General features: G+C 60.1%; 14 protein-coding genes and 3 pseudogenes. 9 read left to right on the top strand and 8 right to left on the bottom strand.

The genetic code is table 11. The features are described from left to right. Window positions 1-43 precede the first annotated feature (43 nt). Window positions 44-553: an RNA polymerase sigma factor gene (locus ACMGE0_RS29780; RefSeq protein ID WP_436819508.1), complete on the bottom strand. Its 510-nt coding sequence runs from the start codon at window positions 551-553 to the stop codon at window positions 44-46. 519 nt (window positions 554-1,072) lie between these two features. Here ACMGE0_RS29780 and ACMGE0_RS29775 point away from each other — a divergent pair. Next, window positions 1,073-1,915: an aldo/keto reductase gene (locus tag ACMGE0_RS29775; RefSeq protein WP_436819545.1), complete on the top strand. Its 843-nt coding sequence runs from the start codon at window positions 1,073-1,075 to the stop codon at window positions 1,913-1,915. 165 nt (window positions 1,916-2,080) lie between these two features. Here the strand turns inward: ACMGE0_RS29775 and ACMGE0_RS29770 are convergent, their stop codons facing one another. Continuing rightward, window positions 2,081-3,085 (bottom strand): LysR family transcriptional regulator, encoded by a 1,005-nt coding sequence (locus ACMGE0_RS29770; RefSeq protein WP_436819507.1) that lies wholly within the window; start codon window positions 3,083-3,085, stop codon window positions 2,081-2,083. A 55-nt stretch (window positions 3,086-3,140) separates the two neighbouring features. On the opposite strand from ACMGE0_RS29770, the gene ACMGE0_RS29765 reads away from it, so the two are divergent. After that, window positions 3,141-4,145: an SDR family oxidoreductase gene (locus tag ACMGE0_RS29765; RefSeq protein WP_436819506.1), complete on the top strand. Its 1,005-nt coding sequence runs from the start codon at window positions 3,141-3,143 to the stop codon at window positions 4,143-4,145. A gap of 364 nt (window positions 4,146-4,509) precedes the next feature. Here the strand turns inward: ACMGE0_RS29765 and ACMGE0_RS29760 are convergent. The 3 genes and pseudogenes from ACMGE0_RS29760 to ACMGE0_RS29750 form a co-directional block, all read right to left on the bottom strand. Continuing rightward, window positions 4,510-5,042, bottom strand: a pseudogene (locus ACMGE0_RS29760) (IS5 family transposase); the annotation flags it as partial. A 53-nt stretch (window positions 5,043-5,095) separates the two neighbouring features. Next, entirely contained in the window at window positions 5,096-5,401 is a 306-nt protein-coding gene (locus ACMGE0_RS29755) for a class I SAM-dependent methyltransferase (RefSeq protein WP_436819505.1), read from the bottom strand. Between the two features lie 223 nt (window positions 5,402-5,624). Then, window positions 5,625-6,524: a LysR family transcriptional regulator gene (locus ACMGE0_RS29750; RefSeq protein WP_436819504.1), complete on the bottom strand. Its 900-nt coding sequence runs from the start codon at window positions 6,522-6,524 to the stop codon at window positions 5,625-5,627. A gap of 84 nt (window positions 6,525-6,608) precedes the next feature. Between ACMGE0_RS29750 and ACMGE0_RS29745 the strand changes: the two genes are divergently transcribed. The 4 genes from ACMGE0_RS29745 (at window position 6,609) to ACMGE0_RS29730 (ending at window position 9,146) form a co-directional block, all read left to right on the top strand. Then, window positions 6,609-7,529, top strand: a complete 921-nt coding sequence (locus ACMGE0_RS29745) for an NmrA family NAD(P)-binding protein (protein WP_436819503.1) — start codon at window positions 6,609-6,611, stop codon at window positions 7,527-7,529. A 33-nt stretch (window positions 7,530-7,562) separates the two neighbouring features. Continuing rightward, the gene (locus ACMGE0_RS29740; RefSeq protein ID WP_436819544.1) at window positions 7,563-8,489 is read left to right on the top strand and encodes an NADP-dependent oxidoreductase; all 927 of its coding nucleotides are present in this window, start codon (window positions 7,563-7,565) and stop codon (window positions 8,487-8,489) included. Window positions 8,490-8,580: 91 nt separating this feature from the next. Beyond that, window positions 8,581-8,808 carry a hypothetical protein gene (locus ACMGE0_RS29735; RefSeq protein WP_436819502.1) on the top strand — a complete coding sequence of 76 codons (228 nt, stop codon included), beginning with the start codon at window positions 8,581-8,583 and terminating at the stop codon, window positions 8,806-8,808. A gap of 152 nt (window positions 8,809-8,960) precedes the next feature. After that, window positions 8,961-9,146 carry a hypothetical protein gene (locus tag ACMGE0_RS29730; protein ID WP_436819543.1) on the top strand — a complete coding sequence of 62 codons (186 nt, stop codon included), beginning with the start codon at window positions 8,961-8,963 and terminating at the stop codon, window positions 9,144-9,146. 211 nt (window positions 9,147-9,357) lie between these two features. Here ACMGE0_RS29730 and ACMGE0_RS29725 read toward each other — a convergent pair. Beyond that, window positions 9,358-9,636: pseudogene (locus tag ACMGE0_RS29725) on the bottom strand (GNAT family N-acetyltransferase); the annotation flags it as partial. Between ACMGE0_RS29725 and ACMGE0_RS29720 the strand changes: the two are divergent. From ACMGE0_RS29720 to ACMGE0_RS29710, 3 genes and pseudogenes are all read left to right on the top strand, one after another. Continuing rightward, a complete protein-coding gene (locus ACMGE0_RS29720; RefSeq protein ID WP_436819501.1) occupies window positions 9,636-9,803 on the top strand; it encodes an HAD hydrolase-like protein in 168 nt (55 codons plus the stop codon). The pseudogene ACMGE0_RS29725 and the gene ACMGE0_RS29720 sit on opposite strands and share 1 nt — an antisense overlap. Before the next feature lie 68 nt (window positions 9,804-9,871). After that, window positions 9,872-10,471, top strand: a complete 600-nt coding sequence (locus ACMGE0_RS29715; protein WP_436819500.1) for a pyridoxine/pyridoxamine 5'-phosphate oxidase — start codon at window positions 9,872-9,874, stop codon at window positions 10,469-10,471. 87 nt (window positions 10,472-10,558) lie between these two features. Then, window positions 10,559-11,203: pseudogene (locus ACMGE0_RS29710) on the top strand (methyltransferase domain-containing protein); the annotation flags it as partial. Between the two features lie 238 nt (window positions 11,204-11,441). Here the strand turns inward: ACMGE0_RS29710 and ACMGE0_RS29700 are convergent. Together ACMGE0_RS29700 and ACMGE0_RS29695 are read right to left on the bottom strand one after the other, a co-directional pair. Beyond that, window positions 11,442-12,152 carry a methyltransferase family protein gene (locus ACMGE0_RS29700; protein ID WP_436819497.1) on the bottom strand — a complete coding sequence of 237 codons (711 nt, stop codon included), beginning with the start codon at window positions 12,150-12,152 and terminating at the stop codon, window positions 11,442-11,444. A gap of 72 nt (window positions 12,153-12,224) precedes the next feature. Next, a complete protein-coding gene (locus ACMGE0_RS29695; protein ID WP_436819496.1) occupies window positions 12,225-12,863 on the bottom strand; it encodes a GbsR/MarR family transcriptional regulator in 639 nt (212 codons plus the stop codon). Window positions 12,864-12,917: the final 54 nt, after the last annotated feature.

Below are 12,917 nucleotides of genomic sequence, written 5' to 3'. Positions count from 1 at the left end.
AGGCTCTATACATATAGACGATGGAGAATTGATAGGCCGCAAATCAGACGCTATTAATTTTCGCGAGCCGGTGCGCGCAATAATCAAGCGCCTTGCGGATTTCGAGCTCGACCGTTCTCAATGATATGTCGAATTCCTTGGCAAGCGCCGCATGGCTGCGCTGCTCCAGGCGGGCCGCGGTCAAGAGCTTCCGCTGGCGCTCTGGAAGATCTTCGACAATCTCCATCAGATGGCGCAATTGATCGCGATCCTCGACACACCGATAGGGATCGGCCTTTTCATCCGGTATCGACAAGCATGCATCAATATCGTGATGGTTCAGTCTCGAGCGATTTGTGCGACTGTAGTCAATTCCGACACTGCGAGCGATACGGAGCAGATATCCACCTGGATTGGAGAGACCAGCGGAGCCATTGCGTGCCAGCTTGATCCAGGCTTCCTGAGACAGATCTTCTGCATCCTGCCGCGAGCCGGCAACCTTCTGCAGATAGCGTTTGATGGAAGATTCGTTCTGCAGGAAAATGCCCAGCAGCTCGTCATCGCAACTCGTCATCCATACCCCCCGGAGCCTTGCCTGAGGATCGATACCTGCCTTGCAAGCTGAACTCAATTTAGTTGACGAATACACTCATCTTTTGAGAGGATTCATTACGGGCCTGTTGCACCACGGTCACAAAGCCTCCCGGAGGGCCGAGGAACGAGCAGTCACCGGCCAGCGGCCTTGGCTGCCGCCTCAATCCACGTCGGAATATTCGAGCAGCCGTTGTCGCTAACCCAATCGTACGTCTTGTAGATTTTGTCGAACGAGACATCGACACCGCCACATTCCGACCACCGCGTCCAACGGCGGTATGTCGCTTTCGCCGTGACTATGCCCAATAGCGGACAGACCGCGCCCGGCCCATAACGGACCGCTGTACATCTCGAAACGTCGCTCAACTCAATCTCGCTCGAGAGCGCAGTAAACACTGATGCTTCTACGCTGCAGTACGAAATAGTCCGCTACGATCATCCTCAAGAAGAATTTCTAGCGCATCATAGGATGGACGTGTTCGTCGCAAGTAATGATTAAATCCTGTCCCCGCAACCACTCTACAGCACGCTACGCTGCCCAAAGCTACGATTCGGTACGCTCAGGCACTGCGATCAGTCGCTAAATCCCCGGTACAATTACAAATTCCAAATTATCAGGTGCAAAGCGGGAGTCGCCAGCACAGAAAGGCCCGACGATTGGAGCATCGACAATCGTCCTGAATACATCCGAGCGGCCGTTGATCGGTCTCTCCAGCGCCTCGGCGTCGACGTCATCGACCTCTATTACATGCATCGCCGGACCAACAGGGTGGCGCTGGAGGATTCCATCGGTGCCATGGCCGCACTGGTCAGAGCGGGCAAGGTGAAGTGGCTTGGTTTGTCCGCTGTCAGCGCGTCCGAGCTGCGCGCGGCGCATGCCATTCATCCTATCGCGGCCCTTCAGTCGGAATGGTCGATCTTCACGCGCGATATCGAACAAGACCTGGTCCCGGCCGCGGCCGAACTCGGTGTGACGGTGGTGCCCTATTCCCCGCTTGGGCGTGGCATGTTGACCGGCCGGGCTTTCGCAACATCCCTGACGGACACCGATGCTCGCCAGCATTTTCCGAGGTTTTCAGCCGAAAACCGTGCGGCAAACATGCTGCCGGTCGCAAAGATCGAGGACATCGCGGCGGCGCGCGGCGTTTCGGCGGCGCAGATTGCGCTTGCCTGGCTTTATGCCCAAAGTCGCAAGCTCAACGTCAAAATGGTGCCGATCCCAGGAACGCGTAAGCGCAGCCGTCTCTTGGAAAACATCGCGGCAGTGTCCATGATCCTTGCGGACCCAGAGATGGAAGCACTCGCGCCACTCGCCTCCGCAGTCCAGGGGATCAGCGTATAGAAGCGCTGGCAACCAGCGTCGCCGGTGGCGGCGCTGCAATCTCTCAGAGGGGCGCTTCGGGCCAACAACGAAATAGCTTCCGGTTTGCGCCTTCATCTCCGTACTCATCTCGAAAGCAAATTTTCGAAGTTTCCCCTGGACTAGCGCGCCCGGGCCAGCAGCACGCTAGCCATCTGAGCGCCTGGTCTGCAGCTGGCCTGCAAGAAAGGGTCGTGCCGGCTCGCGCTCGGCCATCCTGGCGACGAGAAAATCGAGGAAAGCGCGCAATGCTGCCGGCTGGTGCCGGTTGGCGGGAAAGACCGCCGTTATCGTCCCGCCCTGCCGGCCATAGCCCGGCAGCACCTGCACCAGCTCACCTGTCTCGATGTATGGGGCGGTTACCACCGCCGGCAGCAGCGCAATACCGAGGCCGCAGAGCGCGGCACTGAGCTCGGCATGCGGCCCCTTGACGTTGACGCGGCCTGAAACCGTGATTTCAACCCGCCCCTCCGGTCCATCGAGGCTCCACCCCTCTTTCCCCAGGTCGGACGAGAACAGCACGAAATCGTGAGCGGCAAGAGAGTCCAGTCTCTCCGGCGCACCCCGTCGTGCGACATAGACGGGGCTGGCGACTAGGATCAGGGATGAAGCCGCGAGACGGCGGCTGAGGTAACTGGAGTCGGGCTGCGGGCCGGTGAGGATGGCAAGGTCCAGCCTTTCGGCCAGCGGATCAATCCTGTCGTCGACCAGGCGCAACGAGATGCGCACTTGTTTGTGCGCGTCGAGAAATTCTGAAATCCAAGGAATGAGCGACATGGTGCCGAAATTGATGGGCGCCGAAACACGCAGCAGTCCCGACGGCTCGGCGCGCGCCGCCATGACCGCTTCGCCGGCCGCTCCGATGAGCCCCAAGCCCTCTGCCGTCGCGTCGTGATAGGCGCGGCCGAGCCCGGTCAATTCCACCCGGCGTGTGTTGCGATAGAGCAGCTGCGCCCCCAGCGCTGCTTCAAGCCGGGCAACAATCCGACTGACGGTCGCGCGCGGCATGCCGAGCTCGCGCGCCGCGGCGCTAAAGCTGCCGGCCCCGGCGACCCGGTTGAACACAGTGATGTCATTGAGGTCGAGTTTTTGTTGTTTCACACGTAGCAGTCTGTTTCGATTGTCGCCTCTAGCGGCACGATACGCCTCCATGCGACCCTTCGGCAAGGATGGACCTTCTCGCAGTCCATCAGCCAAGGAGAGCAAGATGAGCCAAATCCCCGACACTCCAGCCGCGACGCGCATCCGGCGGCGCACCATTCTGCAAGCCGGCGCCGTCGCCTTCCTCGCTGCCGCGGGCCCGCTGCGCGCCCAGGAGACGCCGCCGACCGTCCTCATCACCGGCACCAGCTCCGGCTTCGGTCGGAAGATGGCAGAGGGCTTCACCCGCCAGGGCTCACGGGTTTTTGCCACCATGCGCGACGTGGAACGTCGCAACGCCCCTGCCGCCAAGGAGCTGCGCACCTTGGCGGCGCAGGAGAAGCTGGCCATCGAGGTGCTCGAACTCGACGTACTGAGCGATGCCTCGGTCGTCGCAGCCGTCGAGCGCGCCATCACCCGTGCCGGCCGCATCGACCTCCTCGTCAGCAACGCCGGCATCGTTGTGCCGGGTCCGGTCGAGCTGCAGCCGGCCGCATATTTCCAGTCCAATATCGAGACCAATGCCTTCGGCGCCATGCGCGTCATCAAGGCGATCGTCCCGCATATGCGGCAGGCGGGCCAGGGCACGATCATCCAGATGTCGAGTGCGCTCGGCCGGGCGATCGACCCGATGCTCGGTGGCTACTGCGCCTCCAAGCTCGTCCTCGAGGCCGCGTGCGATGCCCTCGGCTACGAATTGGCCGCCTCCAACATCGAGGTGGCCGTGGTTCAGCCGGCAGGCGCCTACCCGACGCGGTTTCAGAGCAACGGCCTCCGCTACTGGGAGGAAGTGCTCGCAAGCCTTGGCCCGGAAGAACGGCCCATGCTCGACCTCTATGCGCCGCACATTAAGGCGATGCTCGCCGGCCTTGAGCCTGACACCAGCCTTGATCCGCAGGAGGTGGCCGACGCCGTTCTCAGGCTGGCGGCGATGGAGTTCGGCACGCGGCCGAACCGGCTGACCGTCGGCCCCTACACTGACGGCATCGATCCGGTGAACGCCGCCCACGAGCAGCTGCAGACCGATATGGTCGGCCACTCGCCGGCCGCCAGCCTCTTCACCCTCAAGTGACGGCCGACGCTCAGTCGAGCATCTTGGTAAACGCTTTAGCAAGGGCGGCATGCCGCCGTCGGCAGACGCTGGTAGCGCAGCGGACTGGCAGTTTTGGCCATTGCTTGGCGCCGAAGTAATCAGTCCGCCCTCGGCCCCTGCGCTGCCGGACGGCAACGCGCCCCCATGTCGGTCATAGGGTCTATCTTAGCGGTGCCCCGGAAGCGGACATTGCAATGGACCGGTAACGGGGATGTGTGGGCCAGCAAAGGTCATAGCGCGGATGCCAGTACCAGGGCCTTCTTTGCTTCCCCTGCCGGCCAGCACGGACGTCCGTCATGAGGCACACCAGCTTTCGCAAGTCGGCGTTCGCGGTACGACAATACTAGGCCGTAGACTCATAAGCCCGCAACCACAGCCGCATTGAAGCGAGTTGGACCATAGCGCGGAAGTTGGTTGCGAGCTTGTCATAGCGGGTGGCGACGCGGCGGAAGTGCTTCAGCTTGGAGAAGAAGCGCTCGATCAGGTTGCGCTCGCGGTAGAGCCGCTTGCTGAAGCAGGGCTTCCATTTGCGGTTGCTTTTCGGCGGGATGTTGGGCGTAGCACCCTGTTCCTGTATCAGCTCTCGGATGCGGTCGGCGTCGTAGGCCTTGTCCGCGAGTACGATGGTGCGCGGGCCGAGGTGATCCAGTAGGCGATCTGCGATCTGCCCGTCGTGTGCCTGTCCTGCGGTCAGGCCGAGCCGGATCGGGAGCCCCTGCGCGTCGACGACGACGTGGATCTTGGTCGTGAGCCCGCCCCGACTGCGACCGAGACAATGATCTGGACCCCCTTTTTTGCTGTCGCAGCCTGCTGGTGCGCCCGGATGGAAGTGCTGTCGATCATCTGTATCTCGTCGTCGTGCGCTGCGCTGACGGAGAAGAGGTTCGGACTGCCGAAAGTGGGCTAGGTGCAGTATAGGTGCAGAGAGCCTAGGCTACCATCGGCGGTAAAAGTTCGGGCGTGGCGAAACGGTATTCCTCGACGTAGTGCAGCGCCATGGACGAGACGACTAGGTCGAATTGCTCGTGCCTTGGTGAGAAATCCTCGATTGAACTTTTCAAATAGAGGATATTGTCATCCGTCATTAGGCGCATTTCTTCGGAGATCATGTTCTCCGATACGTCCAAGGCAGCGACTGAGTGGGCGCCCTGGCTGCGGGCGTACCGAGCGAAGTCGCCGAAGCCGCAGCCCAATGTCCAGAATGTGCTTTCCTGACAGATTCGGCAGAAGCGCACGAAGGGCAGGAACTTCGAGCGCCCCGTTCAGGCCTGTGTCGTTCTGGCGTAGACGCTTGTAACCTTCGAAGAAGACAGTTTCATCGTCGATATTCTGAGGCGCGTGTTTGCTGCTCTGTTTATCGATCGGATAGTCACCATCCCCCGTCATTGCTGCATCTTTCTCATTAGAACGTTGATATTATTTGGAAAAATTGTCCGCTCCGAATGTCGTGGGTGGCGCTCAAACCAGGAAGTGCTCCGCCAGATAGTCCACAAACACCTTGACGTTGAGAGCGAGGCTCCGGCGCGCCCGGAACAACGCATGAATGTCAGCTTGATCGCGATGGTGATGGGGAAAGAGTCGGACCAGGCGACTATTTTCGACATCGTTGGCTACGAGGAAACTCGGTAACCAGCCGATACCCGCTCCGCCCAGCAGTGCGATGCGCAGTGCGGCAGGATCGTTCACCGACAGCCGAGGTGCGACCTCGACCTCGACGGAGCCATCCGGTCCATCGACCTTCCAGCTTTTAGGCCCAGGTAGTCCTCCCTTGTCGACGATGTCATGGCGCGCGAGATCGGAGAGGCTTTCGGGACGTCCCCTCCGTGCCAGATAGGCAGGGCTGGCGAACAGGCCGAACGCGGCATGGCCAAGCTTGCGGGCAGTAAGGCTCGAATCCTCCAGCCGGCCGACTCGAATAACAACGTCGAAATCCTCACCGACGACATCGACACGGCGGTTCTCCAGTTCGAGCGAGACCTGAACCTCTGGATAATGTTCGAGAAAGCCTGGCAGCAGAGGCGCGAGCAGGGCGTGACCAGAAGTAAACGGCGCGCTGACGCGCAGGAGGCCCCGCGGCACCGCGTTGAGCCGGCCAACCGCGGCCTCCGCATCCGCGAGGTCGCCGAGAATGCGTTGAGCATGCTGCAGAAACAGTCTGCCGCTGTCCGTGAGCGTCAGCCGCCGGTTCGAGCGCTGCATGAGTGTTACGCCTAGGCTTGCCTCGAGGCGCGCGAGGTCGCGGCTGACCGTGGATTTCGGCTTGCCAAGCGAGCGGGCGGCGCCGGTCACGCTCTTCATCTCGGCAACCTTGGCAAAGAGCCGCACCTGATTGAGATCGGAAATGACATGTTCGCTCATGGGAACATGATGTTCCAAAATGGGCCGATTGTCTATGCAGGGGAACGTAAATAGGTTTGTCATCGGAAACCAGAGGATCTTCATATGACAGACAAAACGACCATTCTTCTTGCCGGTGCTACCGGTATGCTTGGCACCAAGATCGCCGACACATTGCTCGACCGAACCGAGGTGAAGCTCAAGATTCTGGTTCGCAAACAGACGCTCGAGGCCGAAACGAAGAAGGTTGAACTCGATCGTCTGACAAGCCGTGGTGCTACGATCGTGGAAGGTGATCTCGACGAGCCTGCCAGCCTGGTCGCTGCGACCGGCGGCGTCGATGTTGTGATCTCAGCGGTGCAAGGCATGCGCGAGACGATCGTGGGCGGTCAGCTCGCGCTGCTCGATGCCGCCAAGCGCAATGGCGTCCGGCGCATCATTCCCTCCGATTTCGCCATCGACCTGTTCAAGCTGGAGCCTGGCAGTCACCCCATGCTCGACTGGCGGCGCGAGGCGGACGAGGCGATCACAACAAGCGGACTGGAGCATGTCCACGTATTGAACGGCGCCTTCCACGAGGTGGTGCTCGCACCCTTCTTTCAGGTCTTCGATCTGGACGCCGGCACGGCCAGCTATTGGGGCGATGGTGACACTGTCTTCGACGTGACCACGGTTGCCGACACTGCACGGTACACCGCAGCGGCGGCTCTCGACGCCGACCTTCCGAGCGGCAAGCTCTCGGTTGCCGGCGATCAGATCACCATGAAGCAAGCCATCGCTACAGCGGAAAAGGCTTTCGGTCGACAGTTCGAGGCGCGCCAGCTCGGCACGGTGGCGGATCTGGAACGCTGGATTGCCGACACCGAGGCGGCCAACGCCGATTTCTGGGCGCCGATCGCCGCGCAGTACCAGTGGACGATGGTGTCGGGAAAGGCGAAGCTGACCGATCTCAGCAATACCCGCTATCCCGAGATCAAGCCGACGTCTTTCATCGATTTCCTGGCTGAGCAGGCCCGTAATCGCTGAGCGGCCCCGGGAGTAGGATCGATGTTCGTGAGAATGATGAAAGCGTGGCGCATCCATGGTTATGGCGCGCCCGACGTGCTGGTCTGCGACGACATGCCCGTCCCGGAAATTGGACCTGACGAGGTGCTGATCCGTACATACGCGGCCGGCATCAACCCGGCCGACTGGCGCACTCGCAATGGGCAGTTCAGCGCGATGCGGCCGGCGACCTTCCCGCTAACGCTCGGCCTCGATGTCGCCGGCACGGTCGAAGCAGCAGGGGCGCAGGCCAATGGTTTCCGTCCGGGGGACAAGGCGATCGCGCGGGCTGAAGGCGCCCTCGCCGAATTCGTCGTGGCGAGGGCTGCCGACGTCGCGCATGCTCCGAATTCCATCCCGCTTGAGCATGCAGCCGGTATTCCGGTTGCCGCCGGCACGGCGTGGTTGGTGCTGTTCGACGCGGCGGCTATCCGCCGCGGGCAGACGGTCCTCATCCTTGGCGCATCGGGTGGGATCGGCGCCTTCGCGACCCAGCTCGCCAAACGCGCCGGCGCTCGTGTCATTGGAACGACCTCGGCACGGAACGCCGATCTCGTGCGTTCCCTTGGTGCCAACGAGGTCGTCGACTATCACCAGGGCGAACTTGCGAGCGCTCTTGCGCCGGTCGATACCGTCATTGATCTCGTCGGTCCGGCAGCGCAGGAAGCGGCATGGCCGCTTCTGCGCGAAGGAGGGCGTTTTGTTTCGATCGTCGCCCCTCCCGACAAGCATAAGGCGGCTAAGGGCAATGCGACCGCCATCTTCGGTCGCGGCCCTCGACCGATCGATGGGAGCCTTCTCAAGGAAATCGTGGATCTTGTCGATCGACAGGAGCTTCGTGTCGTTGTCGAAGCCGCGTTCTCTTTCTCAAAGGCGCCGCAGGCGATATCGCTCAGTGAGAGTGGCCGTTCACGCGGCAAGATCATCCTGACACTCCCATAACGCCGGAGTTCAGGAATATAGATTCGATTTGGAAGACTGGGCAGCGTCCATCAAAGATTTTCCGGTCGGGTCCTTCGGAGCAGGATCGGATATGGCGGGAACATCTGGAGTTATTGGTCTTCTCGGTGGCATGAGCTGGGGATCGAGCGCGCTCTATCATCGCGGGCTCAACGAGAGTGTTCAACGGCAGTTCGACGCACATCACAACGCCCGCTCCGTCACGTTGACGCTCGACTATGAAGAGCTTCTGCGGCTCGGATCGGATGATCGGAGGGACGCGGTAGGAGATATCCTGCACAATGCCGCCGTTCGCGTTTAGGGCGCGGGATTTCTACTCATCACGGCTGTCACGGGTCATGCCGTTGTTGATCGCGTCACGGATGGCCTGGAAATTCCGGTTCTTCATATCAATGATCCAACCGCGCGGGCTGTCCAAATGAACTTCAACGCAACGCGCGTGAAAACCAGTCCATCGCCTTCTTCCCAGTTCTAGAACGATCGGAAAACGAACTGGTGCTTGGTGTGGATGATCGACACCTTGATTTCAGGATATCGATACTGCTGGGGGCTTTGAAAGACAAAAAGCGATTTCGAAGTCGTCGTTACGACCGTTGCTCATTGTCACAATATCTTGGGGCGCGCTTATCTAGGCCGTAGACTCATAAAAGCGTCCTCGGATGGTCAGTTTTTCCGACCGGCGGGCGCGGCGAAGCCAGCCTCGAGTACAATGCGAAATAGGGCAAACGGCCAAGGGCGTCGATCTATGGCTTTCTGTCCACCGTTTTTGCCGAGAGCGAAGCGCCGTATGTGTGACTTTGATCGCTATTTGGCACTGATTGTCAGCGCTATGTGGCACGCGAAGTGGCGCTTAAAAACGCAGATACCAAAATAGCGCTACTTCCCGACTGTCTGGATGCAGTCCACGATAGAGATAACGATCGTGACCTCCAAGCAGGAATCCGTACCGCATGTAAAAGCGACACGCGGCCACGTTGACTGATTGGGTCTCAAGCCGCACCCCCGCCAACGTTGCTCCTCTTGCCCATTTGACCGCCGCGTCCATCATGAGGCGAGCAACGCCTTGCCCTCGATGGGGAGCGTCCACCGCTATGTCCTCTATGATGGCATAGTTGTTCCAACCTTGGGATGATCGGCGACAATCTGGTTGCCGATATCGAAGGGGGCCGGGCGGCCGGGTTGTCAACCATCCATCTTGCCCCCTCCGGTGCCGGCCGCGGTCTGTCCGTTTGCCGTCTGAGCGACATCCCGTCCCTCATCCAGTCTGTATCCATCGAGGAAAGGTGCCTGTCGTGACATCCGAAACTACAAGCTTGAAAGACAAGCTACGTCGAATTCCATCCCTGAAGGCACCGCTTCCGGACATGGACCTGGAGGCATTCCCCGCGACTCCACAAGAGGCCTTTACCATCTGGCTGGATGAGGCGCTGGCGGCCGGCATACGCGAACCACATGCGATGACGCTTTCGACCCGCGACGAGAATGGCTGGCCGGATGCCCGCGTGCTGATCCTGAAGAATGTCGATGGGCGCGGCTGGCATTTTGCAATCAAGGCAGAAAGCCCAAAGGCACGGCAGATCGCAGCGGAGCCGCATGTTGCGTTGACGTTCTATTGGCCGGTGCTCGGCCGGCAAATCCGGCTGCGCGGACCGGCAAGTCTTCTTTCAGCCGGCGAATGCGCTGCCGACTACCTTGAGCGCCCACAAGGCTCTCGGGCCAGTGCCCTTGCTTCGCGACAGAGCGCGGTGCTTTCGGACGCAACAGAACTGGAGAGAAATCTGGCGGAAGCAGAGGCGTTCCTCACGGCCAATCCAGATTACGTCGCCCTGGGCTGGCAGATCTACGCCGTCGCACCTACCGTTGTCGAGTTCTGGCAAGGGGCGAGCGACCGCAACCATAAGCGCCTGCGCTTCACGCTATCCGCCGATCACAAAGAATGGGATCGGGTTCGGCTCTGGCCTTGATCGTTAGCCATGTCCGGTTCCGGGCGATTACGATTGTAACCAGAAGTGCCGATCGTTTAGCTTTGTCATTTGATCGGAGCACGCCTGATGCCGCACGGGTTTGAACGCATTAGGCCGGAAGATTATTTAATGCGCCTTGCAGCGACTTCCATTGGACGGGCCTATAAGGCGCTTGCCGTCGAGGAACTCGCTGCTGGAACGGCCGATGTCGCCCTAGATCTCGGTTGCGGACCGGGAGCCGACCTCCGCGCTCTGGCCGAAGCAGTCGGCAGTTCAGGTCGTGTAATCGGAATCGATCATAGCCCGGACCACGTCGGCAAAGCACGCGCATCTATAAATGACCTTGGTGATAGGGTACGAGTCATCGAGGGCGACATTCACAGCCTTGAGCTCGAACCTAACACCGTGACTGTATTCACACGGACCGCGTGCTGCAGCACGTCGCTGAGCCAGCAAAGGTTATCTCGGAGATCCGGCGTGTCCTTCGCCCTGGCGGCAGGGTTGTCTTGGCTGAACCGGATTGGGATACGTTAATCATTGATTATTCGGATCTTTCGGTGGCCCGCGCTTACACCCGATTTGTGGCCGATAGAGTCATACGAAACCCCTGCATAGGGCGCCAACTCGCGGGCATGCTGGAGCGGCATGGCTTCCACGTTTCGAAAGTTTTGCCCATCACGACGGTCTTCCGGAATGTCACCGATGCCGACCAGATACTTGGCCTTTATCGTGTGACAGAGCGTGCTATTGCCGCGCGCTATATCAAGTCGGACGCCGCCCGGGTGTGGCTTGACAGCTTGGCTAATGCAACATTCTTTGCATCGATTACTTTGTTTCTTACCGTCGCTTTCCTCCCCGCCACTTTGACGCAAAAACCGGAAGCGCCAGATCAAGCCATCTAAGACTGTGAATGCCTCAGCTGTTTTCCTGTCGCGACTGCCGTATCGATCCTTGGCACCCGAGGCAGTTTTCACCAGACACCAGGAACCAATCTCCAACGTGCCTGACGGGAATACTCGTCATATCCGGGCAGCTCGGCCTGCAACAGCTGATCTTCCCATGACGTACGCAAGACAAGTACTGCCGCCGCCAGCGCAGCGGGAATGAGCGCCCAGAACGAACCCAGCGCAAGCGCCATGCCGAAGAACAACAACAGAGCGGCAATATAGCCGGGATGGCGCACGAAACGGTAGGGACCGGTATCGATCACGCGCTGATGTCGTTCGGACTGGATTCGAACACCCGGCTCGAAGAACGGATTGACCGCCTGCGCCCACGCGGTAACCGCGATGCCCGCCAGCACAGTGGCGTAACCCAACGGCATCGCCCAGGCAGGGACTGCCGACCAGTGAAAGCGCCCGGCATCGAGCGCCGCAACCGGCAGGATCGCCACCATCGCCGGCAGGATGACTGCAAGCAGCGCCTTGTCCCAGCTTTTCGTGCCTGCCTGAAACCGGCTGCGCGCTCGGTAGATCATAGGATTGACCCCGGCGAGTACGAGGGCAGAGGTGCCAAAGCCCAAGATCAGGACTGCAACGAATATCCATCCCCGCGACCAGGCGATCGTGCCCGCTGGCAGGAAAATCAGCCCAAGCAATGACAGCGGCAGGCCGACTGCATAGCCAACGGCCTTGCTGCGCGACATAGCGCTCGGTTCCCGAGGATTTTCGGTCTGTTCCATGTTGCTCGCTCCTTCGCGAAAACTGTTTCCTGCGCAGCTTTGGTCCACACGAGAAAGCCGATCGGTCGCGTCTCAGGATCGCGGCTTTTTCGAGCGCCATTGCCCCAGCGCGGTCTCCATTGCCTGGCGTATCGCCAGATAGAACTCGGCCATTTCGCAGAGGCGGTCACGCGTCGCGCCCGATGCAACGGAAGCGCCTCCGTTCTTCAGGAGTTCGGCGAGCGCGTCGAGCAAACGGTTCTGCTCGGTCAGCATGCCCTCATAATTGTCGGAAACGGTATACGAGGCGCGTTTGCTTCCGCGTTCGCCGTGACGTCGGGCAAGCATATAAGTTTCCAGCAATCGCGCGGCGACGCTTGCACTGCTCTTGCTGATCTCGAGGTCGGTCGTAATGCGGTCGAGGCTGACGGGCTCGGCGCACAGCAGCAGATAACCGTAGAGGCGCGCCGCCGTCTGGGGCACACCCCAAGGGATCAGCAGTCGCGCCGCACCCTCGATGAAGTGTTGCTCGGTGGTCGTCAGGCGCTTGTTCGATATATTCGGCATATTCCGAATATATCGAATTTTGATTAAATGTCCACGGAGCGAAAGGAAGCGAGGGAAATCCCGGACCGGCATGAGCCGGTTACAATGGGAGGGAGGGGTTGCAAAATCGCAAAAGGTCGGGAACACAAATGTCGCTTTAATCAGGCAGACCGTGTCAAAACCCATAGATAGCCACTGATTTAAGGAGCATGAAAACAGAACACGATTTCAGGATCGTTT

Origin of the sequence: Neorhizobium descurainiae, assembly GCF_051400715.1 — a bacterium.
Lineage (GTDB): Bacteria > Pseudomonadota > Alphaproteobacteria > Rhizobiales > Rhizobiaceae > Neorhizobium.
The sequence above is the reverse complement of the archived record's forward strand: the minus strand, read 5'-3'. Positions and strand labels throughout refer to the sequence as shown.